The organism is Billgrantia sp. Q4P2 (assembly GCF_052806135.1).
Genome location: NZ_JBRBAI010000004.1, coordinates 266402 through 292293 on the forward strand (window position 1 = coordinate 266402; position 25892 = coordinate 292293).

The following is a 25892-nucleotide window of genomic DNA, read 5'->3' on the forward strand; positions in this document are numbered from 1 at the left end:
GCGGCTACGGCAGTAAACTGGCCAGCCGCCGAACCGACGAGGAAAGGTCGATGACCCTGGCTGCCGTACTGATCGTCAAGAACGAGGCCGCCCACCTGCGCGCCTGCCTGGAGACGCTGCGCTGGGCCGACGAGATCGTGGTGCTGGATGCCGGCAGTCAGGATACGACCTGCGCCATCGCTCGCGAGTTCACCGACAAGGTAACGGTGAATGCCGACTGGCAAGGGTTTGGCGTGCAGCGTCAGCGTGCCGAGGCGCTGGTCGAGAGCGACTGGATCCTGATGATCGATGCCGATGAGCGGGTGACTTCCGAGCTGCGCGACAGTATCCAGGCCGCCGTTAGCGCCGGCGAGCCGGCGATTCACACCGTGCCGCGCCTCTCCTGGTGCTTCGGCGATTTCATTCGCCATTCGGGCTGGTATCCCGACCGGGTGGCGCGCCTCTATCCCAAGGGGAAAGCGGGGTACGATGAGGCCCTGGTTCACGAGAAGCTGCAGAACCCCGGCGGGCTACCGGTCAGGGCACTGCAGGGTGACTTATTGCACTATACCTATCGCGACTTGCGCCACTACCTCGAGAAGTCGGCTCATTACGCCCAGGCTTGGGCCGAGCAGCGTGCCGCACGCGGCAAGCAGGGCAGCCTCTCGGCCGGGTTGGTGCATGGGTTGGGCTGCTTCCTGCGCATGTACCTGCTGCGTGCCGGGTTTCTCGATGGGCGTCAGGGCCTGCTGTTGGCGCTGCTCTCGGCACATTCCACCTTTGCCAAGTACGCCGACCTGTGGATCAGGACGCGGACATCGCCGCCGCCCGACGATGCACCAAGGCGCTGATCGATTCGGCCGCGGCCTCCAGGTCGATGGCCGCCATGTTGCTTTCGCCGGCCTCTTCGGGCGGGCTGAAGGCCAGGCGGTGCGCCTCGTCGTTGCATGTCTGCCAGCGTAGCGAAGTGGCCGAGCGACGTGCCGGATAGAAGCCCGCCGTGGGGCGGTTCAGGCAGCCGGCGATATGCAACGGTCCCGTGGAGCCGGCGATGAACAGGTCGGCGGCGGCTAATGCCAGGGCGAAATCGCCCAGGCTTGCGCGCGGTGGCAGTACCGTTGCCGACAGGCCCCGGGAAGCGAGCGAGTCCCGGAGTTCGCGAGCGGTCGTTTCCTCGCCGGGGCCAGCGGTCAGCAGCCATTGCGGACGAATCGCCGAAGCGGCAAGGTGCGCGTCGACGGCCGTCGCCAGTTCGGCGTACTGGACGGAAGAGAGATTGACCGCCGAGCCGCCGCTGCCGGCATGCAGGAAGAGCCAGGGCGCTCGCGTGTCGAGGGCCAGTTCAGCAGCGATGGTCTTGCGCTGGGCCTCCACGGCCCCGGTTGGCAACGGCCAGAACGGCGGCGTGGGACGAGAACCGGGGGAACGACCCTCGGCCTCGAGCAGGGCCTCGGCGAGCTCGAGGTTGTACAGGTATTCCGGCTTGGCCGAGCGTGACCTGCGCTGGACGATGCGATGATTGTAGAATAGCTGCGCCCATTTGGTGGCCGGCGCCAGACGGCGGGGAATACCGGCACGCCAGCCCAGCCAGCCGATACGCGGCGTGGAGTACAGCGTGAGCATGGCCGTGAAGCGTGCGTTGCGCAGCCGCGCGAGCAGCTTGCGCTGAGCCTCCTTTCCGGCGCCGTCGCCGGGGTCGAGGATCACCTCGTCGACCCACGGGCACAGCCGGGCGAGCGGCGCCGTATAACCCGGCACCAGCACGCTGACCCGCGCCTCGGGGGCGCCGGCCTTGAGGCACGCGAGTGCCGGCCAGGCGAGCATGAAGTCGCCGAGCTTGTCGTTGCGCACCACCAGGATGTGCGGCGGCTGATCCGTTACGTGGCGACCGGCCACGGTGGAAGAAGGCGTCATCTGGGCTCCCGAGCCCCGGTTGACCAACGAAGGAGACAGCCTTGTCGCACAAGGTCATGCATATCTGCCTCTCGGATGGCTGGGGCGGACTCGAAATGTATCCTGCGCGGATTATACCCGAGCTGCAACGCCAGGGGTGGGAGCCTCATGGCCTGGCGCTGGCCGGCTCGCGGGTGGCCGACAGCCTGGCAGCGGCCGGCATCGTGCCGCTGACAGTGGTCTCACGCGGCCGGGCCCTGCTGCAGGTGGGCCGGGTGCTGGCCTACCTCAAGCGCCACGGCATCGACGTGCTGCATTGCCACAAGTCCAGCGACCTGCGCCTGGCTGCCCTGTTGGCAACCCTACGGCCGGGCCTCAAGCTGTTCTTCACCGACCACATGGGCGTCACACGGCCGAAGAAGGATCCTTACCATCGCTGGGCCTACGGCCGCGTCACGCGACTCTTTGCCATCAGCGAGGCGACGCGCCAGCGCAACCTGGCGGCCTTTCCGCTGCCGCCCGAGCGCATCCGGCGCCTCCATCTGGGGATCGACCTGGCCCCCTACGCCCCGCACCTGGACACAGCGGCGCGGGAGGTGCTGCGCCGCGAGCTCGGCGTCGCCCAGGACCAGCTAGCGATCGGCCTGCCGGGACGGCTGACCGACGGCAAGGGGCACGACGTGTGGCTGGAGGGCCTGGCCCAAATGTCCGAGCACGCCCCCGGCCTGGCCTGGCATGGCGTGCTGATCGGCGGTCTCACAGCCCGTGAGGGCAGCGACGAGGCCTATGTGGCGCGTTTGCGCTCACGGGTAGCGGAGCTGAAGCTGGAGGAGAGAGTGACGTTTGCCGGCTTCCGCCCCGACCTGCCGCGCCTTTTCGAGGCGCTGGACATCGTCTGCGTGCCCTCGCGCAACGAGGCCTTCGGCCTCACCGTGGTCGAGGCCATGGCGGCCGGGAAGGCAATCGTCGGCGCCGACAGCGGGGCGATTCCCGAGCTGCTCGAGGCTGGCTGCGGTCGTCTCGCCGCGCCACAGGATTCGCAGGCCTGGGCCGCGGCCATGACGGAGCTCGGCCAGGACGCGGCACTGCGACGGCAGCTCGGCCGGGCCGCAAGAACCAGGGCCGAGCGCCACTTCGATGTGACGGCACATGTGCGTGCCTTGGTCTGTGAGTATGCGGGGAAGGAGCCGAAGCCATGAAAGCCTGGATCGAAAAGGGTGGTTACCTCAACAGCCGTGGCCGCAAGTGGTTGTCGCGGCTACATGTCGACCGGGTGCGCCGCATCCTGGTAATTCGCCAGTGTGCTTTCGGCGACATGATGGCGACCCGCCCGTTTCTGGTGGAACTCAGGCGCCTGTTTCCCCAGGCACACATTACTTTGAGCACGGTCAGCAAATATCAGTACGCCGTGCCCGACGACCTGGTCGATGAAATCCATGTGCTGGATTCACGGGGCTCGCTGCGCGAACAATGGCACTCCCTGCGCCAGCATCGTGAGGTGGACATGCTCTTCGACCTGGCCGATACCGCACGCTCGCGTACGCAGACCCTGTTGACCTCGGCGCGGGTCAAGCTTGGCTTTCCCTATCGGCGCGCACTCAATCCTCTGCTGTTCGATGTCGGCATCCTGCGTTCCGATTTCCACTACGAGGCCGAGGTGCTGCTCGACTTCCTCAAGATCATGGGTCACAAGCCGCAGTATCCGCTGGAGTTCGCCATGCCCCGCCACCAGCGTGCCCTGGCGCAGCCCCGCATCGTCTACTTTCCCTATGCCGCGGTGGCGGAGAAGTCCCTGTCGCAGGACTCCTGGAGCCAACTGATCGAGCAGGCGGCGTGCGAGTTTCCCGGCTATCGCCATGTCCTGCTCAAAGGACACAAGCCGGAAGAATCGGGCGACTTTCTCGCCGAGGTGGCGGCCCGGTACGCGAACGTCGAGATCGAGGGCCGCATGGACCTGGAGCAGCTGGCACGGTGGATGGCGACCTCGAGCGTGCTGATCTCGGGCGATACAGGGGTGCGCAACCTGGCGCTGGCCACCCATACCCCGACGCTGGGTATCTTCTTCATGACCGTGCCGTTTCGCTACTGGCCGCGCTACGAGGACTGTCACGAGGCGGTGTTCCATCGCGATGGCCAGGTGCCGGGCAGGATGGACATCCTGCAGGGGCTGGAGGAATTGCTCGAGCGACTCTACCCCGAGCGTGGCAAGGCGCGTCAGCCGGCGTCGTCGCAGGCATAGCCACGGCGGATCGCCGCCATGGCTTCGGCGCCGCCGAACTTGGCCAGCGAGCGGTCAAGGCGCTCCAGGTTGGCCTCGCGCCACGCCCCGGGGGGGCGCAGCCGGCAGCGGTCGAGGTCGATCAACCAGACCTTGTCGTCATCGTCGACCAGCAGGTTGCGGGCATTGAGGTCGACATGATCGAGGCCTGCTTCGTGGAAGCGACGCACGGTGGCGCCGACCCGCTCGAGGAGTTCCTGTTCGGCATCGGCAAGGCGCTCGGCCAGGGCGCGGGCACCACGAATACGTACCGTTATCAGGGCCGCCGTGTAGCTCAGGCCATGATGATTGACGCCAGCGGCCACTGGCCGTGGCACCGGCAGCCCCTGCGCGAAGAGGTGGGCCGTGAGGCGCTGCTCGCGAAAGGCGCGGGTGCGTTCGAGCCCCGTCCACAGGTAGCGTGTCGTACTGATCCGTGCGGCCAGGCCTCCGCGACGATAGGGGCGCAGCACCCACTGCTCGCCGCCGACGTCGAGGAACAGGCTGCTGCCACGCCCCGGGGCCTGCCCGACCACGCGGCCGGCGTGCTGCCAATATTGAGGGTCGAACAGCGACGGGCCGATTTGTGGCGCCGACTCGGCGTCACATACACTGTCCGCATCATATAGAATGAAAACCTTTCCCGTCCGACATGTTGCCAAGTGCATGAAGCATCCTCTGCCTTCCCAACCGCGCCATATTGCCGTGCTGCGACTCTCCGCCCTCGGCGACGTGTGCAATCTGGTACCCACTGTACGCGCCCTGCAGCGCCAGTGGCCCGGCGTTCGCATCACCTGGATCATCGGCAAGGCGGAACACAGTCTACTGGCTGGCCTGTCGGGGGTCGAATTCGTCGTCTACGACAAGGCCACGGGCCTGGCCGGCATGCGCAGGCTGTGGCGCGAGCTGGGTGACACCCGCTTCGACGTGCTGCTGCACATGCAGCAGGCGCTGCGTGCCAGCGTGCTCTCGCTGGGGCTCAAGGCCAAGGTGCGGGTGGGCTATGACAAGGCGCGGGCCAAGGACGCCCAGCACTGGTTCACCCACCGCCAGCTGGCGCCGCACCCGCGCGCCCACGTGCTGGAGTCGTTCCTCGACTTCGCCCGCCTGCTGGGCGTAGAGGACCTGTCGCTGGAGTGGGACCTGCCGGTTCCGGCCGAGGCCTTCGAGGAAGCCGCCGCCCTGACCGGGGACACTCCCTATCTGCTGATGAGCCCTTGCGCCAACCCGCGGCTGCGCAATTTCCGCAACTGGTCGGCGGAGGGCTATGCCGCCGTCATCGAGCACGCCTGGGCTCAGTATGGTTTGAAGACGGTACTCACCGGCGGCGGCAGCACCCAGGAACGGGAGATGGGCGAACGCATCGTTGCGCTCAGCCGCCCGGAAGCGGTGATCGACGCCATCGGCGGCACCTCACTCAAGGGCTTGCTGGCGCTGATCGGCCGGGCCCGCGCGGTGATTGCTCCCGACTCCGGGCCGGTGCACATGGGCAATGCCATGGGCACGCCGGTAGTGGGTCTTTTCGCTACCACCAATCCCGATCGCGCGGCGCCCTATCGATGGCGTGACTACGTGGTCAACCGCTATCCAGACGCGGTGCGTACCTACCTGCACCGCGAACTCGACGAGATCAACTGGGGCCAGCGCGTCCGCCATGCCGATGCCATGGCGCTGATCCGCATCGAGGACGTGATCGGCAGGCTCGATGCGCTGCTGGCACGCCCGAACGAACGCAAGGAAGAGGAACGATCCGATGAAGCTTGACCTGACCGCGCTGGAGCAGGCGCACGTGCTGGTGGTGGGCGACGTCATGCTCGACCGTTACTGGCATGGCGGCACCTCCCGCATCTCCCCGGAGGCCCCGGTGCCGGTGGTACGGGTGGAGGAGTGCGAGGATCGCCCCGGCGGAGCGGCCAACGTGGCGCTCAACATCGCCTCACTGGGTGCCCACGCCGCTCTCAGTGGCATGGTGGGCGACGACGACAACGCCCGCCGGCTGGTCGAGCGCATGGACGCTGCCGGCGTCGATACCTATTTTCAGAGCAGCCCGGGGATACCTACCATCACCAAGCTGCGGGTGATGAGCCGCAACCAGCAGCTGATCCGGCTCGACTTCGAAGACGGCCTGGGCGAGCTCGACACCAGCGGGCTCTTGGCGCGAGTCGAGCAGGGCCTCCCCGACTGCGACCTGGTGATTCTCTCCGACTACGGGAAGGGCACCCTCAACCGGGTCGAGGAGCTGATTGCCCTGGTGCGCAGTGCCGGCAAGCGGGTACTGGTCGACCCCAAGGGCAGCGACTTCGGCAAGTATCGCGGCGCCAGCGTCATCACCCCCAACCTGGCTGAGTTCGAGGCGGTGGTCGGCCACTGCCGCAGCGACGACGAGCTGGCCGCCAAGGGGGCGGCACTGTGTGCCGAGCTCGAGCTGGAGGCGCTGCTGATTACCCGCAGCGAGAAGGGCATGACCCTGATCCGTGGCGACCATGAGCCGCTGCACCTGCCGACCCGGGCGCGTGAGGTCTTCGACGTCACCGGCGCCGGCGACACCGTGATTGGCGTGCTGGGTCTGGCGCTGGCGGCCGGCCACGGCTTCCCCGAGGCCATGACCCTGGCCAACCTGGCGGCCGGCCTGGTAGTGGCCAAGCCCGGTACCGCCACGCTCTCGATCGCCGAACTCTACACCGCCGTGCATGGCGACAAGCTGGCCGAATTCGGCGTCATCGGCGAGGCGCCATTGATCGAGGCGGTGCGCGCCGCCCAGTTGCGTGGTGAGCGGGTAGTGATGACCAACGGCTGTTTCGACATCCTGCATGCCGGCCATGTGGCCTACCTGGAGCACGCCCGTCAGCTCGGTGACCGGCTGATAGTCGCGGTCAACGACGATGCTTCCATCGGCCGGCTCAAGGGACCCACGCGACCGATCAATCCCTTGGCTCGTCGCATGCAGGTATTGGCAGGTCTAGGGGCGGTGGACTGGGTGGTACCGTTCAGCGAGGATACCCCGCAGCGTTTGATCGAGGCGGTGTTGCCCGACGTACTGGTCAAGGGCGGCGATTACCGCGTGGAAGAGATCGCCGGAGGCGATGCGGTACGTGCCGCCGGTGGTGAGGTCAAGGTGCTGGGCTTCGAGGATGGCGTGTCCACCACGGCCATGATTGCCACCATCCTCGACCGCGAAAGCTGATGAGGGCGGTGTCCCGTCGCTGGCCCCGCTGGCTATATTCCACGGCGCTCTACCTGCTTTCGCCTCTCGTCTGGCGGCGGGTCTGGCGTGAGCATGCGCTCACCAACCTGAGGCGGGAGCGGCTCGGGGTGATTCCGCGCTCACCCATTGGCGTGCCCCGGCTATGGCTGCACTGTGCCTCGGTGGGCGAGGTGCAGGCCGCCCGCCCACTGATCGAGGCGCTGCTGGAACGCTATCCGAAGCATCGCCTGGTGGTGACCACCATGACCGCCACCGGCGCCGAGCGGGTGCACGCCTTGATCGAGGCGAGGCGACAGGCCGGCGAAACCGAACGTTTGCAGCACTACTTCGTACCGCTCGACTATCCCGATGCCGCGCGCCGCTTCGTTGCACGGCTGTCGCCTGAGCTGGCCCTCTTCTTCGAGACCGAGATCTGGCCCAACCTGCTGGCGGCATGTCACCGCCTCGGCGTACCCACGGCGGTGGTCAATGGTCGCCTCTCGCCACGCGCTTTTCGTGGTTATCGTCGTCTGCGCCCGCTGATGGTGGTGGCCCTCGCCCAGCTCGACTGGCTGGCCGCCAAGTCGCGCGGCGACGCCGAGCGTTTTCGCGAACTGGGCATGCCGGCCACGCGAATCGACGTGGTGGGATCGCTCAAGTACGACCTGACGCCCGACGACGCGTCGAACGAAGGCAGCAAGCGCCTGTGCACGCGCCTCGGCTCACGCCCCGTGTGGGTGGCCGGTTCCACCCACCCCGGTGAGGATCAGCAGCTGCTGGAGGCCCATGCCCGGCTGCGCCAGCACTACGCCAATGCCCTGCTGATTCTTGTACCTCGCCATCCCCAGCGTTTCGACGCGGTGGCCGAACTCTGCCGCGAGCGCGGCATGACACTGGCGCGGCGCTCGCTCGGCGAATGGCCCGACGAACGCACCGCCGTCTACCTGGGCGACACCATGGGCGAGCTGCTGATGCTCTACGGCGCCGCCGACCTCGCCTTCGTCGGCGGCAGCCTGGTGCCGGTGGGAGGTCACAACCTGCTCGAACCCGCCGCCATGGGCGTGCCGGTGCTGACCGGGCCTGAGCTGGCCAACTTCGCCGAGGTGGCCGAAACCCTGCGTCAAGGCGGCGCGCTGGTCGAGGTGGCCAACAGCGTGGCACTGGCCGACACCCTGGTCACCTTGTTTCTCGACGAGGCCGAACGGCACCGCCTGGCCGAAGCCGGCCTGGCGGTGGTCGCGGCCAATCGCGGTGCCCTGGCGCGCACCCTGGCCGGGCTGCAGCGCCTGCTGCCCGGCGAGTAAGCTTTCGCTTCACCGCCAGGCCCTAGCTCAAGCGGGGGTCAAGCGCTCCACGCCCTGCTCGGTGCCCAGCAGCAGCACGTCGGCGCCGCGCGCGGCGAACAGGCCGTTGGTGACCACGCCGACGATGGCGTTGAGGCGCGCCTCCATGGCGACCGGGTCGTCGATCATGAACTCGAAGCAATCGATGATCTGGTTGCCGTTATCGGTGACGACCCTTTCGCGGTAGACCGGATCAGCGCCCAGCTTGACCAGTTCCCGCGCCACGTAGGAGCGCGCCATGGGGATCACCTCGACCGGCAGCGGGAAGGCACCGAGGCGATCGACCCGCTTCGAACCATCGGCGATGCAGATGAAGCGTTCGGCGCAGGCCGCCACGATCTTCTCGCGGGTCAGCGCCGCACCGCCGCCCTTGATCATGTGCAAGTGAGCGTTCACTTCGTCTGCGCCATCGATGTAAAAAGGCACCGTGCCGACGTGGTTGAGCTCGAACACCTCGATACCATGGCCACGCAGGCGTTCGGCGCTGGCTTCGGAGCTGGCCACGGCGCCCTTGAAGTCATCGCGTAGCCGCGCCAGGCGGTCGATGAACAGGTTGGCGGTGGAGCCGGTGCCGATACCGAGGATGGTGTCGCGCTCGAGCCACGGTTCGATCTCTGCGATGGCGGCGGCGGCCACGGCGTCCTTCAGTTCGTCCTGGGTCATGTCTTGCTCGCATCTCTGAGTGGCGGGTGCCGCGTCATTATAGGCCAGACGAGGCCTTGTGCCGACGCGTTCGCTGGACGACGAGGTTGCAGAGATGCTACCTATAGGGGTTCTCTGCAGTGCAGCAGACGCTGCCGCCCCTCTGCACCACTTTCCTCCGGGACATCAGGATGCTCGAAGCTACCGTCAAGAAGATCCTCCAGGCTCATGTCTACGAAGCCGCTCGCGAAACGCCCATCTCGCCTGCCCCCTTCCTGTCACGGCGCTTCAACAACCAGATCCTGATCAAGCGCGAGGACCTGCAGCCCGTCTACTCGTTCAAGATTCGCGGCGCCTACAACAAGATGGCGCAGCTCTCCGAGGAACAGAAGGCCAAGGGCGTGATCGCCGCCTCGGCCGGCAACCATGCCCAGGGGCTGGCCATGGCGGCCAGGCTGATGGGCGTCAAGGCGGTGATCGTCATGCCGCGCATCACCCCGGAGATCAAGGTCCAGGCGGTGCGCGCCCGCGGCGCCAAGGTCGTGCTCAAGGGCGATGCTTTTGCCGCTGCCGCCGAGCACGCCCAGGAGTTGATCGCCGAACACGGCTACACCTACATCCCTCCTTTCGACGACATCGACGTCATCGCCGGCCAGGGCACCGTGGCCATGGAGATCCTGCGCCAGCACAGCGGGCCGCTGGACGCCATCTTCGTGCCGGTGGGCGGCGGTGGGCTGATTGCCGGCGTAGCAGCCTACGTCAAGTACCTGCGGCCCGACATCAAGGTGATCGGCGTCGAGGCCGAGGACAGCGCCTGCCTCAAGGCGGCGCTCGCCGCCGGCAAGCGTGTGACGCTGGAGCAGGTCGGCGTGTTCGCCGAAGGTGTGGCGGTGGCGCAGATCGGCAAGGTGCCGTTCAAGATCGTGCGTGACCTGATCGACGACGTCATCACCGTCAACGCCGACGAGATGTGCGCGGCGGTCAAGGACATCTTCGACGACACCCGGGCGGTATCGGAAACCTCGGGTGCGCTGTCGCTGGCCGGGCTCAAGAAGTACATCCAGCAGACCGGGGTCGAGGGCCAGACCCTGCTGTGCATCAACTCCGGGGCCAACACCAACTTCGATCGCCTGCAGCACATCGCCGAGCGTACCGAACTCGGCGAGCAGCGCGAGGCGATCCTGGCCGTGACCATTCCCGAGCGACCCGGCAGCTTCAAGAAGTTCTGCCGTACCGTCGGCAAGCGCATGGTTACCGAGTTCAACTACCGCTATGCCGACCCCGAGGAGGCGCACATCTTCGTTGGCGTGCAGGTCAAGCCGGGCGGTGAGGATCGTCAGTCGGTAATCGACAAGCTGCGTGAAGCGGGCTATCCGGTGGTCGATCTCACCGACAACGAGCTGGCCAAGCTGCACATCCGCCATCTCGGCGGCGGCCGGCCCAAGCAGCACTTCGATGAGGAGGTCTATCGCTTCGAGTTCCCCGAGCGCCCCGGTGCCCTGATGAACTTCCTTACCCACCTGCCTCAGGACTGGAACATCTCGCTGTTCCACTATCGCAACCATGGGGCCGCCTTCGGCCGCGTGCTGGTTGGCATGCAGGTACCCAACGGCGATCGTTCTCACGTCGAGGAGTATTTCGACGAGATCGGCTATCGCTACTGGAAGGAGTCGGACAACGACGCCTACCGCCTGTTTATGGCTTGAAACCTGGAAGGATTAGGTTGGTAAGCGGTGACTTACTCCAAAGCCGGGAATTGGCTTGGGTTTCATTATGTAATCGTTGCTTGAACCAGTTGTCATCAACGTGTCACAGGCCCTATAGTCGGCGCTGTCGCGGGTCCTCCTCGCGACGATGTTCAATCACGGGAACGTCAGGAGCAGGTAACAATGAAGCGTAAGCCCGATCTGATCATGGCACTGGTGCTGGCCTTTGGCATTGGTGTGGTGGTCACTGGCTATGCCCAGGCGCTGGCAGGCGGCTGAGTCGGCAGACAGTGCCATGGACAGATAACCTCAAGACCGGTCGAAGCCAGGCTTCGGCCGGTTTTTTATGGCTCCGACTTACTACAGCGCCGGTCTGGACGGCGGGCGACCTCAGGGTGCACCACCCGCGCATCGCTGACGATGGCATCCAGCGGCACGTCCCAGGGCGCCGTTGGCAGATGGTCCACCCGCTGGCAATCATGGGCCAGGCCAATCAGCGTGGGCCGTGGGCCAGGGCGCCGGGTGAAGGCCAGGCTGCGGTCGTAGAAGCCACCCCCCATCCCCATGCGCTGGCCTTGTTCGTCGAAGCCCACCAGCGGCAGCAGGATCAAGTCCAGTGCCCAGGTCGCCAGCCGCCGGGCGCGATGAGCGCCATGCCGCGTTTGCGGCTCCGGTATGCCGAAGCGGTTGCGCCGCATGGGCGTGCCGGGGTGGTAGTGTACGAACCACAGGCTGTTTTCCGACAGCGGCTTCAGTACGGGCAGGTAGACCCGTACTCCGCGGCGGGTCAGCCAGGGAATCAGCGAGCGGGGATCGATTTCGCCATCGTTGGGCAGATAGAGCGCCACGCGCCGGGCCCGTCTCACCTCGGGTAGCTGGCGTAGGCGTCGGCACAGGGCCGAACCGGCCCGGCGTCGCTGTTGTGGGCTGAGTGCTCGCCGTCGACGGCGCAGTTCCTGGCGCAGCTGGCGCCGGGAAGAGAAGGTCGCGGAGACGAGAGGGTCGTGCAGAGCGTGCATGATAAGGTAGGGTTCCCCAGAGTGCCGCTGTCGTTCTGGCCCTTGAACCCTTGGTTCAAGGTGGGTGGCCGCAGCCGAACCGTCAGGCTTTCCGACGCACGGACATGCACACGGGTCCGGCTAGCTGATGACCGCCCTGGGTATTGCTCATAGGCTCGAGGGACTTTAACGACTGGCCAACACCCCAGGGAACTCCTTCATCCTAACAGAGCTCACGGGCGGGTCCAATGTCATTCGGCAGAAGAGCGCTGACTCGGCGCAGCACCCGCCATGGCCTGCTCCAGGCGTTCGCTGAGGCGGTCGAGCCGCTGTTCCTCGCCGCGCCGGGTGTCCAGCACCTCGAGCAGCTCGTGGGCGATGTTCAACGCCGCCATGAGCGCCACGCGCTCACTGCCAAGCAGGTTGTTCTGGGAGTGAATGCCCTGCATGGCGCGGTCGAGATAGCGGGCGGCTCGCTCCAGCTTGCGTTCTTCGCCGGCATTGCAGGCGAACACGTAGTGCCGGCCCAGCAGGGTCACCTGTGCGGTGGGGCGAGTGGCATCATCGCTCATGGAGGGCTCCGGTGTCGGCTTGTCCGCCCGATGCGGTAACATCCGGAGGAACAAGACACATCAATTCAATCGTCCACTATAAGAGAGCCCTTTGCAGGCGGTCAACGCAGCGTGGCCTGCAGGAGGCAACTCACCGCCATCCGATGAGGAATTTTTCATGTCACCGAACGACGATCGCCCGGATTTCTCCACCCTGGCCGACCTCTTCCTCTCCCATGGCAGCATGCAGTCGCCCGCCTTTCTCGACGGACGCCTGTGCGCCGAGCTGGCGCTCCATGACCTCACTGCCGAAGCCTGGCTGGAGGAAGTCTGCCTGGGGCTTGGCGTCGAGCAGCCCCGCGATCGTGAGAGCGCCGAGGCACTGCTGGCCTGGCGGCGCCAGACCCTGGAGGCCCTTGCCGACAGTACCCTCAACTACGAGCCGCTACTGCCCGACGACCTCTTCTCGCTGGCCGAGCGTGCCCGCGGCCTGCAGGAGTGGACCCTCGGCTTCCTCGAGGTCATTACCGATGCCGGCGACGCCCCACGCGAGAACTGGTCCGTGGCGCTGCGCGAGGCCGTGGACGACCTTGCCGGAATCGCCGACATCGAGACCGATATCGACGACAGTGCCGAGAACGAGAACGACCTGTTCGCGCTGACCGAGCACGCCCGCATGGCGGCGATGCTGCTTTACACCGAACAGCACCCCGGCCAGCCGCAGGTAGAAAGCGGCGAGCCCACCCGCCACTGAGGAAACACTGCACAAATGCCTGCGCGAGCGAATCGCTGCGTTGCGCGGTGCTCGGAATCCTCACATATACCCCATATGCTCCGGTTCCTGTGCTCCGTGCTCCGTGCGCCTTGCGCTTCATCTCGCTCGCCGATTTGTTCAGTGCTTCCTTAAAACGACTTCCACTTCCGGAGCACGCAAGGAGCCATGATGCTGCCCGATCCCCTGCCCCGCCCCGCGCCGATCGGCAATGACGAGTACCGTGCCCGCCGCGCGGCGCTGATGAAGCGCCTACCGGCGGATAGTGCCGTGCTGCTGCTGGGCGCCTCGCTCGTCACCCGCTCGCGTGATAGCGACTACCCCTTCCGCCAGAACAGCGACTTTCACTACCTCACCGGCTTTCCCGAGCCCGATGCCTTGCTGCTGCTGCTGCCGGGGCGTAGCGAAGGCGAAAGCGTGCTGTTCTGTCAGGATCGTGATCCGAGCCTGGAGGCCTGGACCGGCATCCGGCTGGGGGCCGAGGGCGCCGTGCGCGAGCACGGTGTCGACCAGGCCTTCGAGAATGCCGAACGCGACGAGCAGTTGGAAACCTTGCTCGATGGCCGCACCAGCCTCTACCTGATGCTTGGCGATGGCGATGCCATGGCCCAGGCCGACGAGGTTCGCGCTCGGCTGTCCGCCCGGGCTCGCCGTGGCGCTCAGCCGCCGCGAAACTATGCCGACCTGGCGCCGCTGTTGCACGAGATGCGCCTGATCAAGAGCGAAGGTGAACTGGCCCTGATGCGCCATGCGGCCAGGGTCTCGGCCCGGGCGCATTGCCGTGCCATGCGCGCTGCCCGCCCTGGTCTTGCCGAATACCATCTCCAGGCCGAACTGGAGCACGAGTTCCGCTGGCACGGTGGCAGCGGGCCGGCCTATGCCAGCATCGTGGGTGGCGGTGCCAACGCCTGTGTGCTGCACTACATCGAGAATAACGAGCCGTTACGTGACGGTGAGCTGGTACTGATCGACGCTGGCGTGGAGTTCGACCTCTATGCCGGCGATATCACTCGTACCTTCCCGGTCGGTGGTCGTTTCGGCGATGCCCAGCGCGAACTGTACGAGATGGTACTGGCGGCCCAGGAGCGTGCCGTGGCCGCCGTGCGCCCCGGTGCCACCCTGACCGAGCTGCACGAAGGCGTGGTGCGCGACCTCACCACCGGGTTGATCCAGCTAGGCCTGCTCGATGGTGACGTCAAGGCGCGTATCGAGGACGAGAGCTACAAGCGCTTCTACCTGCACTCGACCTCGCACTGGCTGGGGCTCGACGTTCACGACGTGGGCGACTATCGCCTCGAGGGCAAGCCGCGCCCCTTGGAGCCGGGCATGGTACTGACGGTGGAGCCCGGGCTGTATATCCCGGCCGATGAGGATATCCCCCAGCGGTTTCGCGGTATCGGTATTCGGATCGAGGACGACGTGGCTGTCACCGCCGAGGGGCATGAAGTACTGACCGCCGAGGTGCCCAAGCGAGTGGCGGAAATCGAAGCCATGATGGCTAGAGAATGATCAAAGAGAGAATTGGTTTCCATGACATTACGTAATTTACGTTACGCTATGAGGGGCCGTAGTAACGGCCCTTCAGCATGAGCGCGGGAGCCGACCGTCAGGTCGATGTCGCTATCGTCGGCGGAGGCCTGGTGGGCGCCAGCCTGGCCTGTGCCCTGGCGCCGCTGATCGAGCGATATGGGCTCACGGTCGCGGTGATCGAAGCGACTCCCATGCCCGACGCTGTCACGGCGCCCTGGCAGCCCAGCTTCGATGCTCGCTCCAGCGCCATCGCCCAGGGTTCGGCGGAGCGCTTTCGCGCCATGGGGCTGTGGTCGGTGATGGCCGAGCAGGCGGCGGCCATCCTGCGCATCCACGTCAGCGAAAGGGGCCGCCTGGGGGTTACGCGTCTCACTGCCGCCGAACTTGACCAGCCGGCGCTGGGCTATGTCATTCCCAATGCCTGGATGGGTCGTGTGCTGCATCGTCGCCTGGCCGAGCTGCCCATCGACTGGCACTGCCCCGCCAGCGTGGAGACGATCGCGCCCGAGGCCGAAGGTTATCGACTCACCCTTTCCAATGGCTGTACGCTGCGGGCCGGCCTGACGGTGCTGGCCGACGGCGGCCGCTCGGGGCTCAAGGAGCAGTTGGGTATCGCCAGCGACTCGGTGCCATACGATCAGGTAGCGCTGAGCGCCAACGTCGAGATGAGCCAGCCACACGACGGGGTGGCCTACGAACGCTTCACCCGTGAGGGACCGATTGCCCTGCTACCGTTGCCGGGACAGCAGATGACGCTGATCTGGACCCACCACGCGGGGCGAGAGAAACCCCGTCTGGCGCTGGGAGACGGCGATTTCCTGGCCGAACTGCAGCAGGCCTTCGGCGACCGGGCCGGGCGCTTTCGGCGCGTCGGCAGCCGCCATGCCTACCCGCTGACGCTGGTCACCGCGCGGGAAACCATTCGCCCGGGGCTGGCGGTACTGGGCAACGCCGCTCATTCGCTGCACCCGGTGGCCGGCCAGGGTTTCAACCTGGCGCTGCGCGGCGTGACGGACCTGGTGGCCGCGCTGGAGCAGGCGTTGACCGACGGCGAACCGCTTGGCGGGATGCTGACACTGCGCGACTTCGAGGCCAGGCGTATCGTCGACCGACACCATGTGATCCGCTTCAGCGATGGCCTGGTGCGCCTGTTCGGTGTCGATAGCGGCCTGCTGGCGCACGCCCGTGCGGCGGGGCTGGTGGGACTCAACCTGCTCGGCCCGCTGCGCCGTGGGCTGGCCCGCCGAGCCATGGGGCTGGAGCGTTGAGGCAACATCGGAATGATAGGCTGCGCACCGCCGGCATCGGTCGAAGTGGCCATGAACGAGAGAGTGAACAATGACGGAAACGGCGGAGCAGTCGACAACGCACTTCGAGGTCATCGTGGTGGGTGGCGGCATGGTAGGAGCCGCGCTGGCGGCGCTGCTGGGCCAGGCGGGAGTTGCCGTGGCCCTGCTCGACGCCCGTCCCGAGCCGCTGGCGGCCGACGAGGTGGGCAAGGGCCTGCCGGCGATGCGCGTCAGCGCCCTGACGCCGGTATCCCAGCGGCTGCTCGAAGTCCTGGGGGCCTGGCCCTGGATGGAAACTCGCCGGGTGACGCCCTATCGCTACATGCAGGTGTGGGACAGCGAAGGCAGCGGCGAGGTGAACTTCTCAGCGGAGCAGGCTGGCGTCCCGCTGCTCGGGCATATCGTCGAGAACGACGTGATCCTGGCGGCTCTCGAGAGACGTCTGGCTGAACTTCCCACGGTCAGCGTGCAACTCGGCATGCGCGTGACCGGGCTGAGCGTAGGTCCGGCGGGGCGCGAGGTGGTGCTTGAGGACGGCCGGCGCCTGTCGGCACCACTGGTGGTAGCATCCGATGGCGCGCACTCGCCCCTGCGCAAGATGGCAGACATCCCGGTCAGGGCTCAGGATACCGGCCATGTCGCGCTGGTGACCACGGTACGTACCGAGCGCGGGCATGGCAGCGTAGCCCGCCAAGTCTTCCTCAAGACCGGCCCGCTGGCGTTTCTGCCGCTGACGGTGAATGGCGACGAGCGCTACTGTTCGATCGTCTGGTCGACCTCGCCCGAGGAAGCCGAACGACTGGCGGCGCTTCCTCCCGAGGCGCTGGGCCGCGAGCTGGAAGCGGCCTTCGAGGCGCGCCTGGGGACGGTGGAGGTGGCCGACCGGGCGCTGGCGGTGCCGCTGACCCAGCGCCATGCCGAGCATTACGTGAAGTCGGGTTTCGCCCTGGTGGGCGATGCGGCTCACAGCATCCACCCGCTGGCGGGCCAAGGCGTCAACCTGGGGCTGATGGATGCTGCGGTGCTGGCCGAGGAACTGCTCGCTGCGCGGCGTCGCGGCATCGCCCTGGGCGAGCCGCGCATGCTGGAGCGCTACTCGCGCCGTCGCCGCGGCGACAATGCTGCCATGCTGGCGCTGATGGACGGTTTCCGCTTGCTGTTCGGTACACGTCACCCGTTGCTCACGTTGACGCGCAACCTGGGGCTCTCCGGCGTCGATCGGCTCACGCCGGTCAAGCGGCTGCTGATGCGCCAGGCGATCGGCGACCGCGGGCGGCTGCCGGCTTCCTGCCGTTGAGGCTTCGCCCTGGCGCCGAGCCAGGGCGAAAGTACGGGCGGCTCGGAGTTATCGCCGCTCCAGCACGTTCAGCGCCTTCAGCAGGTTGAGCGCCTCGCCGAGCTGATAGTCCTCGCGTAGCCGTTCGGCCATCTCGCCGGTGGCCGCCCGTGGCTCGCTGCGCGAGCGCAAGTGGCCTTCGAGGTCGGCTTCGCGCAGCTGGCGGCTGCCCTCGGTTACCTCTACCCGGCCGCGCACCACGGTAACGTCGGGTTCGATGCCCAGCGCCTGGATCGAGCGCCCGTTGGGCGTGTAGTAGAGCGCCGTGGTCAGCTTCAGCCCTTCGCCATTGCCCAGCGGCATGACCTGCTGAACCGAACCCTTGCCGAAGCTCTCGGTGCCCATGATCACTCCACGGCGCTGGTCCTGCAGCGCGCCGGCGACGATTTCCGCCGCGGAAGCGCTGCCACCGTTGATCAATACCACCAGCGGCACGTCGGGGGCGGCCGTCTCACGGCTGGCCGAGAAGCGCATCTGAGTGTCCGGCAGGCGGCCTTCGGTATAGACCACCAGACCGCTTTCGAGGAAGGCATCGGCCACGGCGACGGCGGCTTGCAGCACGCCTCCCGGGTTGTTGCGCAGGTCGAGCACCAGCCCCTGCAGCGCTCCGTCGCGCTCCATGCGGCGAACGGCATTGGCGACCTGTTCGCCGGTGCGGCTCTGGAACTGACTGACCCGCAGGTAGCCGTAGCCCGCTTCCAGCATCTCGCTGCGCACGCTTTCGGTACGAATGATCTCGCGGGTCAGGGTCACGTCGAGGGGAGCCTCCTCGCCGCTGCGCAAGATGGTCAGTTGAATCTGGCTGCCCGGCTCGCCGCGCATCAGGGTCACGGACTCCTGTAGCGAGAGGCGCTCGGTGGAGGTTCCGTCTATTTCCGTGATCACGTCGCGCGCCTGTAGCCCGGCCCGGGAGGCGGGAGTGTCGTCGATCGGCGTGATGACCGTCAGGCGCCCTTCCTCGAGCCCCACCTCGATACCGATGCCGCCGAACTCGCCTTCGGTGGATTCCCGCAGGCTCTGGAACTCGTTGCGATCGAGATAGGCGGAGTGGGGGTCGAGTTCGCTGAGCATGCCACGCATGGCGTTGCGCAGCAGCGTGCTGTCATCGACCTCCTCGACATAGGCCCGCTTGATGCGCTCGAACACCTCGGCGAAGGTCTGAATGTCCTCCAATGGCAGCTCGTCCGCAGCCGGCGTCGCCTGGGCGGCGGCTGGGGGAGCGGCGAGAGGCAGTGCCAGCAATGCCATGGGCAGCAACGCCGCCAGCAGGCGTCGTGGTGCGGGCAGTGGGCGGGCAGGGCGTGAAGGCATGCGAACTCCGCTGTTGCGAGGCGAGGCTGTCCAGCATATCCCGTGGTCCGGGGCTTGTGAAATCCCTCTCATGATCATCTCCGTGCGATCCAGGCCTGGGGGTCGATGGGGTCGCCGTTGCGGCGCACCTCGAAGTAGAGGGCCGGGGTGGAGTGGCCGCCGCTCGTGCCCACCGTGCCGAGTACGTCGCCGCGCGTGACGGCCTGGCCGACCTCGGCGCTGAACCGCTGCAGGTGAGCGTAAAGAGTCATGACATTGTCACCATGGTCGATGATCAGCAGGTTGCCGAAGCCGCGCATCCAGTCGGCGAAGACCACCCGCCCGGCGTGCACCGCGGCAACCGGTGTGCCTTCCCGGGCCTCGATCAGTATGCCGTTATAGTGCACGCCATCGCCACGCCGATAGTGGGAGGTGACGTTGCCCTGTACCGGCCAGGGCAGGTCGCCCCGGGTGCGCTCGATGGCGGTGGAAGGCGGCGGTTGCTGCAGCCGGGCAAGCTCCTCGCGCACCTGCTCGAGTACCCGCTCTGCCTCGCTGCGGTCGCGGTCGAGGCGTACCAGGCGTGATTGCTCGTCGCTGTAGCGGGTGTCCAGCTCCGCCACCAGGCGTTCGCGCTCGGCCATGCGTGCGGCCAGCTCGCTGCTGCGTTGGCCCAGTTCTTCGGCCAGGGAGTCCAGCCGTTCGCCGCGGGTCTGCTGCTCGCGGCGGTTCTCGGCGAGTTCGGCATCGAGCCGGGCGATCTCGTCGAGCCGCTCGTTGCGCGCCCGCGCCAGGCGGTTGAGATAGGTCTGCAGCCGGTCGAGCCGTGCCGGGTCGTCCTGGTTGAGCAGCAACTTGAGCTGTGGGGTGAGGCCCAGGCGATAGAGGGCGTCCAGTTGGGCGTTGAGCATCTCGACCTGCTCGGCCCGTTCGGCTTGGAGATCGTCGCGAGCGGACTCTAGCGCGGCAATCTCGTCGCCAAGGCGGCGACGGTCGGCCTGGATCGCGTCCAGCCGCCGGTGGGTCTCGGCCAGGGCGGTTTCCACCTGGCGCAGCTCGCGGGTGGCCTCGTCCTGGGCCTGCCGCGTCTCGCCGATGCGACGGTTGGCCGCCTGGATCTCGCTGCCGATGGCGTCGAGGCGCTCGCGGGCTTCCCGTTCGCTGGGCTGGGCTTGCGCGCTGGGCAATCCCAGCCCGGCCATGGACAGGCCCGACAGCAGGAGCAGGGCCACCAACACGGCGCCCAGGGCGTGATGCTGCCGGGTTCGGTTCATGCCTGTCAGGGCTCGCGGTCCATCATGCCGGCTCGATCAGCACCCGGCCGGTCATCTCCTCGGGAATCGGCTGATCCATCATGGTCAGCAGCGTCGGCGCGATGTCGCACAGGCGGCCATCGTCGCGTAGCTTGATTGACTGCGGCCCCACGTAGATCAGCGGTACCTCGAAGGTGGTGTGGGCGGTCTGGGCCACGCCGGTATCGGGGTTGACCATCTGTTCGGCGTTGCCGTGGTCGGCAGTGACCAGGCAGGCGCCGCCGGCGCGCTCGATCGCCTCCACAACGCGCCCGACGCAGGCGTCCACCGTCTCGATGGCCTTGACCGCGGCGTCGAAGTCGCCGGTATGGCCGACCATGTCGCCGTTGGCGTAGTTGCACACGATCAGATCGTATTGGCCCGAATCGATTGCCTCTACCAGACGGTCGGTCACCTCCTCGGCGCTCATCTCGGGCTTCTCGTCGTAGGTCTTGACGTCCTGCGGCGACGGCACCAGCACGCGGGTCTCGCCCATGAATTCGGCCTCACGACCCCCGGAAAAGAAGAAGGTGACGTGAGCGTACTTCTCGGTCTCGGCGATGCGCAGCTGGGTCAGGCCGCGTTGTTCCATCACCTCGCCCAGGGTGTTGTGCAGGTCCGCGGGCGGGAAGGCGGCCGGGGCGGGAATGTCGGCGGCGTACTGGGTCAGGGTGACCAGGCTGCCGCCGGCAAGCGCCGGGCGCACGCGGCGCGGAAAACCGCTGAAACCGTCCTCGACGAAGGCGCGGGTCAGCTCGCGGGCGCGGTCGGCGCGGAAGTTCATGAAGATGGCGGCGTCACCGTCGGCGATGCTTGCGGGGCCTTCGCCGTTGCGGATGACGGTAGCGGAGACGAATTCGTCATTCTCGCCGCGGTCGTAGGCGGCACGCAGGCCCTCTTCGGCGCTGCTGGCCTCGAACTCGCCGACGCCCTCGGTGAGCAGCCGGTAGGCCTTTTCGACGCGGTCCCAGCGGTTGTCGCGGTCCATGGCGAAGTAACGGCCGATGATCGAGGCGACGAAGCCGTTGTCGGCGCCGACCAGTTCGGCGAGCCGGGCGTTGGTGCGCTCGATGGAAGCCAGGGCGCTGCGCGGCGCCGTGTCGCGGCCGTCGAGGAAGCCGTGCACGTAGATGCGCTGGGTGCCGCGGCGGGCGGCCAGTTCGGCCATGGCCAGGATATGGTCCTCGTGGCTGTGTACGCCACCCGGCGAGAGCAGGCCCAGCAGGTGCACGGCGCGGCCTGCGTCTACCGCAGCGTCGATGGCGTCGACCAGCGCGGCGATGACGTCGAGATCGCCATCCTCGATCGCCTTGGAGATACGGGTGAGTTCCTGGTACACGACTCGGCCTGCGCCCAGATTCATGTGGCCGACCTCGGAGTTGCCCATCTGCCCCTCGGGCAGGCCCACGTACTTGCCATCGGTATGCAGCAGGGCATGGGGCTGCTCCTGCCACAGCCGATCCATGTTCGGGGTACGCGCCGCGGCCACCGCGTTATCGGTGGGGTCGGGATTGTGGCCGTAGCCGTCGAGGATGATCAGGGCAACGGGGCGTGGTGCGGTCTGGGTCGTCATGGGGGGCGTGGACCTCTTGAGCGTGGTGGGCGCGACGCCGGGCCGTCCGGGAGGCTGTCCGGGAGGCTGTCCGCGCCCTCTTGGCTACCTGGCACTGGCGCGGCGGCGGACTCCTGCGTCGATTTCAGGCCGTACGAGACAGGCTCCTGGACGACGGGGGTCGCGACTTGATTCGGCTTGCGGCATCATAACGCACGGTCAGGCAAGCGTCATGGTTCCGGCTCATCGCCGGCGGGTCATGCCGCGGGCGCCCCTGCTTGGTGTATACTCACGCTCCCGGGTGCCCTACCCTACCGATGATTTTCGATATTCCCGAGAAGAGTGTGCCGGACCCATGATCGATCAGCTGTTCGAATTCGTGCAGAATCACCCGCTTCTGGTGGCCGCCTTCCTCATGGTGCTGGCTGCCTGGGTCGCCTACGAGGTCCGCAACAGCGCCTCCAGCGGCGTGACCTCCAGCCAGGCGACCCAGTTGGTCAATCGCGAGGATGCCGTGGTCGTGGACACCCGCGAGGCGGGCGACTTCAAGGCCGGCCACATCGCCGGCGCACGCAACATCCCCCAGAGCCGCATCGATGAGCGCATCGGTGAGCTCGAGAAGGTCAAGGACAAGCCGATCGTCGTGGTTTGCAAGAGCGGCCAGGCGTCCGGCATCACCGTGGCCAAGCTGACCAAGGCCGGCTTCTCCCGGGTCTACAAGCTCAAGGGCGGCATGATGCAGTGGCAGGCCGACGGCCTGCCAATGGTCAAGAAATAGCCAATACACAAGACGCACGACGCAATAAAGGAATCTTTCCCATGGCCGAAGAGAACAGCCAGAACGCCGCCGGCGGCAACCAGGCGGCCGCGGCGGACCAGCAAAACAAGCAGCAGCTCCAGTTCGCCGTTCAGCGCATCTACGTCAAGGACATCTCCTTCGAGGCGCCGAACTCGCCGGCGGTTTTCCAGCAGCCGTTCAAGCCCAAGGTCAGCCTGGACCTGAATACCAGCAGCAGCAAGGTCGGCGAAGACCTCTTTGAGGTGACGATCAAGGTGACCGCCCAGGTACGCCATAGCGAAGAGGGTACTACCTCCTTTCTGGCCGAGATCGAACAGGCCGGCCTGTTCCGCATCAGCGGCATCGAGGGCGCGCAGCTCGAGCACACCCTGGGGGCCTTCTGTCCCAACGTGCTGTTCCCCTACGCCCGTGAGTGCGTCGACAACCTGGTCAACCGTGGCGGCTTCCCGCCCCTGATGCTGGCGCCGGTCAACTTCGAGGCGATCTTCGCCCAGAAGAAGAAGCGCGAGGCCGAGCAGGCCCAGCAGCAGGGCGAGCAGACCACCCAGTAAGGCGCGCTGCGTGTCATCGGGTCCGCGTATCCACGTCGCCGCCGACTTCACCGTCGGCGGCGACGTCGTTCTGCCCGAGGGGCAGGCGCGCCATGTGGCGCGGGTGCTGCGCCTGGGCGAAGGCGCACCGCTGCGGCTCTTCGACGGCGCCGGCCTCGAGGCCCGGGCGGTGCTCGTCGAGGCGAGCCGCAAGCGGGTGGTGGCGCGCATCGAGGCGGTGGAGGCGGGCCGTGGCGAATCGCCACTGGTGGTGCACCTGGGCCAGGCGATTTCCAAGGGCGACCGCATGGACTACGCCATCCAGAAGGCCGTCGAGCTTGGCGTCGCCGCCATCACGCCGCTCTATACCGAGCACGGCGACGTGCGTCTCAAGGGCGAGCGCGAGGCGAAGAAGCTCGCCCACTGGCAGGCGGTGGCCGCCAGCGCCTGCGAACAGTGCGGCCGCGCCGTGGTGCCTACCGTTCATGCACCCCTGCTCCTGGCCGAGTGGTTGGGCCATCGCAGCGAGCCCCTGCGCCTGGTGCTGCACCCCGGTACGGCAGGCGCCCTCGAGCGCAGCAGCCCTCCCGCCGCCGTCGCCCTGCTGATCGGGCCCGAGGGTGGCCTCTCCTCCGCCGAAGTCGAGGCCGCCACGGCCACAGGTTTCTCCCCGCTCTCCCTCGGCCCGCGCATCTTGCGCACCGAGACGGCCCCGGTGGTGGCGCTGTCGCTGCTGCAGTACCGGTTCGGCGATCTGGGCTGATCGTCTGCCGCTCAAGCCTAGGCATTGAACTTTAGTCGCTAATGTCCATGGACGACTTGCCGGCGCGCATTTTCCCTTTTAAGTTGTATGATGTATGACAACTAGCGGGATAGGTTGTCTCCTGATCAACAGGGGTTGCCTTCCAACGGGCCGATGTATGAACAAGAGGATGTCTCCGTGAAGTTTTCCAGAGCAGCCGTGATGGAAGCCTTGGGCGATGGATTGCTGTCCTTCCCCATTACCGATTTCGATAAGGAGGGGCGGTTCGATGCCGAAAGTTACCGTCGTCGTCTGGAGTGGTTCGTCAGCCACGATATCTCGGCCGTGTTCGTCGCCGGCGGCACGGGTGAATTCTTCAACCTCACGCTCGACGAGTACCGCGATGTGGTTCGTGTGGCCGTGGAAACCGTCGCCGGCAGGCTCCCGGTCATCGCCAGCTCGGGCCTGAGCGTTGCCAGCGGCAAGGCCTTTGCCAAGGCCGCCGAAGAAGCGGGAGCCGATGGCATCCTGCTGATGCCGCCCTACCTGACCGAATGCCCTCAGGACGGCTTGGTGGAATATGCCCGTGAGATATGCGACTGGACCGATCTCAATATCATCTACTACAACCGCGGAAACGGCGTGCTCGACGTCGATGCGGTCCGCCGGCTTGCCGATGCTTGCCCCAACCTGATCGGCCTCAAGGACGGCAAGGGCGACATCCAGGCGCTGAACAAGATCATCAAGACCATTGGCGATCGCCTGGTCTACGTGGGTGGCGTTCCCACCGCCGAGATCTTCGCCGAGGCCTATCTCGCCATCGGGGTGAATACCTATTCCTCCGCCGTGTTCAACTTCGTGCCGGACATGGCAGTGAAGTTCTACCAGGAACTCCGCGCGGGCAATGCCGAGGTCGTGAAGCGGATCACCAACGACTTCTTCATTCCCTTCGTGGATCTCAGGGATCGAAAGCCAGGCTATGCCGTCAGCCTGATCAAGGCAGGTGCGGAGATCATCGGCCGGCCGGCCGGGAGTGTCCGGGCCCCTCTGGTCATGCCCACTTCGGAGGAGCGTAATCAGCTGGAAAAACTCGTCGGCATCGCACAGCAGTTGTAAGACCCACCCACGTAAGCTCATACCTTAGAAAAACAGCGAGGAGTACGTCATGAAAACAACCTCAACAACCAAGACGTTCTATGCCATTGCCGCTTCCGCCACCCTGGTGACCATGGCGCTGCCGGTGCAGGCCGACACCTGGCGCGGCTGGAACATCCATCCGCCGGGCTATCCCAACACCGTGGCGCTGGAAGCCTTCGCCGAGAATGTGACCGAGCGTACCGAAGGGCGCATCACGGCCCAGGTCTACAATAACGGCGTGCTCGGCGACCAGCCCGATGCCATCGAGCAGACCCGCAATGGCGTGCTGAACTTCGCCAACTTCAACATGGGACCGATGGGACCCATCGTGCCGGAGACCAACGTACTCTCGCTGCCCTTCATCTTCAGCAGCGTCGAGCACATGCACGAGGTCATGGATGGCGAGATCGGCCAGCAGTTTGCCGACGCCCTCGCCGAGAAGAACCTGGTGGCCCTCTCCTGGTTCGACTCCGGTGAGCGTAGCCTCTACAACACCAAGCGTCCCATCCGCACGCCCGAGGACGTGCAGGGGCTGAAGATTCGGGTCATGAACAACGACCTCTACGTCGACATGATCGAGGCGCTGGGCGGCAACGCGACGCCGATGGCCTATGGTGAGGTATATCAGTCGTTGAAGACCGGCGTGCTCGACGGCGCGGAGAACAACTATCCCTCCTTCCAGTCCAGCAACCACTACGAGGCCGCCGAGTACTACTCTCTCACGGAACACTTGATCATTCCCGAGTGCCTGTGCATTGCCAGGGCGAGCTGGGAGGCGCTCTCCGCCGAGGACCAGGAGATCGTGCGCGAGGAGGCGATCAAGGCCTCGGCAATGCAGCGTGAGCTGTGGGTCGAGGGCTCCGAGGCGAGCCGCCAGGTCGTGCTGGACGCTGGCATCCAGGTCAACGAGGTGGAGGACAAGGCCGCCTTCCAGCAGCTCATGGGACCGGTTTATGCGGGCTTCATCGAGGCGAATCCCGACCTCGAGAGCCTGGTCAACGCCATCCGGAACTCGAACTGAGCTTCGCTGCAATGCCCCCTTGGCGCCAGTGCGCCAAGGGGGAAGGAGG

Annotated in this window: 24 protein-coding genes and 1 other RNA gene; 16 read left to right on the forward strand and 9 right to left on the reverse strand. The window is 66.5% G+C overall.

The window, feature by feature from the left end:
• The first annotated feature begins 50 nt into the window (after positions 1 to 50).
• Positions 51 to 830 carry a glycosyltransferase family 2 protein gene (locus ACUY1T_RS09115; protein ID WP_446022035.1) on the forward strand — a complete coding sequence of 260 codons (780 nt, stop codon included), beginning with the start codon at positions 51 to 53 and terminating at the stop codon, positions 828 to 830.
• Here ACUY1T_RS09115 and ACUY1T_RS09120 read toward each other — a convergent pair.
• Positions 784 to 1893, reverse strand: a complete 1110-nt coding sequence (locus ACUY1T_RS09120; protein ID WP_446022037.1) for a glycosyltransferase family 9 protein — start codon at positions 1891 to 1893, stop codon at positions 784 to 786. The two genes, ACUY1T_RS09115 and ACUY1T_RS09120, sit on opposite strands and share 47 nt — an antisense overlap.
• Before the next feature lie 41 nt (positions 1894 to 1934).
• Here ACUY1T_RS09120 and ACUY1T_RS09125 point away from each other — a divergent pair, with 41 nt between their 5' ends.
• Positions 1935 to 3071, forward strand: a complete 1137-nt coding sequence (locus ACUY1T_RS09125; protein WP_446022039.1) for a glycosyltransferase family 4 protein — start codon at positions 1935 to 1937, stop codon at positions 3069 to 3071.
• Positions 3068 to 4111, forward strand: coding sequence for a glycosyltransferase family 9 protein (locus ACUY1T_RS09130; protein WP_446022041.1), 1044 nt, complete (start codon positions 3068 to 3070; stop codon positions 4109 to 4111). Before ACUY1T_RS09125 ends, ACUY1T_RS09130 begins: the two co-directional genes overlap by 4 nt.
• Here ACUY1T_RS09130 and ACUY1T_RS09135 read toward each other — a convergent pair.
• On the reverse strand, positions 4087 to 4797 hold the full coding sequence (locus ACUY1T_RS09135) for a 3-deoxy-D-manno-octulosonic acid kinase (RefSeq protein ID WP_446022043.1): 711 nt from the start codon (positions 4795 to 4797) through the stop codon (positions 4087 to 4089). The genes ACUY1T_RS09130 and ACUY1T_RS09135 overlap by 25 nt on opposite strands.
• Here ACUY1T_RS09135 and ACUY1T_RS09140 point away from each other — a divergent pair.
• The 3 genes from ACUY1T_RS09140 to waaA are packed head-to-tail and all read left to right on the forward strand — an operon-like array spanning position 4796 to position 8617.
• Entirely contained in the window at positions 4796 to 5893 is a 1098-nt protein-coding gene (locus tag ACUY1T_RS09140; RefSeq protein WP_446022045.1) for a glycosyltransferase family 9 protein, read from the forward strand. The two genes, ACUY1T_RS09135 and ACUY1T_RS09140, sit on opposite strands and share 2 nt — an antisense overlap.
• A complete protein-coding gene (gene hldE / locus ACUY1T_RS09145) occupies positions 5883 to 7313 on the forward strand; it encodes a bifunctional D-glycero-beta-D-manno-heptose-7-phosphate kinase/D-glycero-beta-D-manno-heptose 1-phosphate adenylyltransferase HldE (protein ID WP_446022047.1) in 1431 nt (476 codons plus the stop codon). The genes ACUY1T_RS09140 and hldE overlap by 11 nt, the downstream gene beginning before the upstream one ends.
• Positions 7313 to 8617 (forward strand): lipid IV(A) 3-deoxy-D-manno-octulosonic acid transferase, encoded by a 1305-nt coding sequence (gene waaA, locus ACUY1T_RS09150; RefSeq protein WP_446022048.1) that lies wholly within the window; start codon positions 7313 to 7315, stop codon positions 8615 to 8617. The genes hldE and waaA overlap by 1 nt, the downstream gene beginning before the upstream one ends.
• A gap of 27 nt (positions 8618 to 8644) precedes the next feature.
• Here waaA and rpiA read toward each other — a convergent pair whose 3' ends face one another.
• Positions 8645 to 9319: a ribose-5-phosphate isomerase RpiA gene (gene rpiA, locus ACUY1T_RS09155; RefSeq protein ID WP_446022050.1), complete on the reverse strand. Its 675-nt coding sequence runs from the start codon at positions 9317 to 9319 to the stop codon at positions 8645 to 8647.
• A gap of 170 nt (positions 9320 to 9489) precedes the next feature.
• Here rpiA and ilvA point away from each other — a divergent pair, with 170 nt between their 5' ends.
• The gene (ilvA, locus tag ACUY1T_RS09160; protein ID WP_446022052.1) at positions 9490 to 11004 is read left to right on the forward strand and encodes a threonine ammonia-lyase, biosynthetic; all 1515 of its coding nucleotides are present in this window, start codon (positions 9490 to 9492) and stop codon (positions 11002 to 11004) included.
• Between the two features lie 344 nt (positions 11005 to 11348).
• On the opposite strand, the gene ACUY1T_RS09165 is transcribed toward ilvA, so the two are convergent.
• From ACUY1T_RS09165 to ACUY1T_RS09175, 3 genes are all read right to left on the reverse strand, one after another.
• A complete protein-coding gene (locus tag ACUY1T_RS09165; protein WP_446022054.1) occupies positions 11349 to 12023 on the reverse strand; it encodes a 5-formyltetrahydrofolate cyclo-ligase in 675 nt (224 codons plus the stop codon).
• Positions 12024 to 12032: 9 nt separating this feature from the next.
• A non-coding RNA gene (gene ssrS, locus ACUY1T_RS09170) (6S RNA) lies at positions 12033 to 12217 on the reverse strand.
• A gap of 36 nt (positions 12218 to 12253) precedes the next feature.
• Positions 12254 to 12574, reverse strand: a complete 321-nt coding sequence (locus tag ACUY1T_RS09175) for a cell division protein ZapA (RefSeq protein ID WP_446022056.1) — start codon at positions 12572 to 12574, stop codon at positions 12254 to 12256.
• 157 nt (positions 12575 to 12731) lie between these two features.
• Here ACUY1T_RS09175 and ACUY1T_RS09180 point away from each other — a divergent pair, with 157 nt between their 5' ends.
• From ACUY1T_RS09180 to ACUY1T_RS09195, 4 genes are all read left to right on the forward strand, one after another.
• Positions 12732 to 13307, forward strand: coding sequence for a UPF0149 family protein (locus ACUY1T_RS09180; RefSeq protein WP_446022058.1), 576 nt, complete (start codon positions 12732 to 12734; stop codon positions 13305 to 13307).
• 189 nt (positions 13308 to 13496) lie between these two features.
• The gene (gene pepP, locus ACUY1T_RS09185) at positions 13497 to 14834 is read left to right on the forward strand and encodes a Xaa-Pro aminopeptidase (RefSeq protein ID WP_446022059.1); all 1338 of its coding nucleotides are present in this window, start codon (positions 13497 to 13499) and stop codon (positions 14832 to 14834) included.
• 77 nt (positions 14835 to 14911) lie between these two features.
• A complete protein-coding gene (gene ubiH, locus ACUY1T_RS09190) occupies positions 14912 to 16123 on the forward strand; it encodes a 2-octaprenyl-6-methoxyphenyl hydroxylase (RefSeq protein ID WP_446022060.1) in 1212 nt (403 codons plus the stop codon).
• A gap of 70 nt (positions 16124 to 16193) precedes the next feature.
• Entirely contained in the window at positions 16194 to 17441 is a 1248-nt protein-coding gene (locus ACUY1T_RS09195) for a UbiH/UbiF/VisC/COQ6 family ubiquinone biosynthesis hydroxylase (protein WP_446022062.1), read from the forward strand.
• 48 nt (positions 17442 to 17489) lie between these two features.
• Here ACUY1T_RS09195 and ACUY1T_RS09200 read toward each other — a convergent pair whose 3' ends face one another.
• The 3 genes from ACUY1T_RS09200 to gpmI form a co-directional block, all read right to left on the reverse strand.
• Entirely contained in the window at positions 17490 to 18791 is a 1302-nt protein-coding gene (locus ACUY1T_RS09200; RefSeq protein ID WP_446022064.1) for a S41 family peptidase, read from the reverse strand.
• A 74-nt stretch (positions 18792 to 18865) separates the two neighbouring features.
• Positions 18866 to 20044, reverse strand: coding sequence for a murein hydrolase activator EnvC family protein (locus ACUY1T_RS09205; RefSeq protein ID WP_446022066.1), 1179 nt, complete (start codon positions 20042 to 20044; stop codon positions 18866 to 18868).
• A 22-nt stretch (positions 20045 to 20066) separates the two neighbouring features.
• Entirely contained in the window at positions 20067 to 21635 is a 1569-nt protein-coding gene (gene gpmI / locus ACUY1T_RS09210) for a 2,3-bisphosphoglycerate-independent phosphoglycerate mutase (protein ID WP_446022068.1), read from the reverse strand.
• A 334-nt stretch (positions 21636 to 21969) separates the two neighbouring features.
• Between gpmI and ACUY1T_RS09215 the strand changes: the two genes are divergently transcribed.
• The 5 genes from ACUY1T_RS09215 to ACUY1T_RS09235 all read left to right on the forward strand — a co-directional run bounded on the left by ACUY1T_RS09215 (position 21970) and on the right by ACUY1T_RS09235 (position 25843).
• Entirely contained in the window at positions 21970 to 22392 is a 423-nt protein-coding gene (locus tag ACUY1T_RS09215; protein ID WP_446022070.1) for a rhodanese-like domain-containing protein, read from the forward strand.
• Positions 22393 to 22433: 41 nt separating this feature from the next.
• A complete protein-coding gene (gene secB, locus ACUY1T_RS09220) occupies positions 22434 to 22964 on the forward strand; it encodes a protein-export chaperone SecB (protein WP_446022072.1) in 531 nt (176 codons plus the stop codon).
• Between the two features lie 10 nt (positions 22965 to 22974).
• On the forward strand, positions 22975 to 23706 hold the full coding sequence (locus ACUY1T_RS09225) for a 16S rRNA (uracil(1498)-N(3))-methyltransferase (RefSeq protein ID WP_446022073.1): 732 nt from the start codon (positions 22975 to 22977) through the stop codon (positions 23704 to 23706).
• 177 nt (positions 23707 to 23883) lie between these two features.
• Entirely contained in the window at positions 23884 to 24801 is a 918-nt protein-coding gene (gene kdgD / locus ACUY1T_RS09230) for a 5-dehydro-4-deoxyglucarate dehydratase (RefSeq protein WP_446022074.1), read from the forward strand.
• 49 nt (positions 24802 to 24850) lie between these two features.
• Positions 24851 to 25843: a TRAP transporter substrate-binding protein gene (locus ACUY1T_RS09235; RefSeq protein ID WP_446022076.1), complete on the forward strand. Its 993-nt coding sequence runs from the start codon at positions 24851 to 24853 to the stop codon at positions 25841 to 25843.
• The last annotated feature ends 49 nt before the right edge of the window (positions 25844 to 25892 follow it).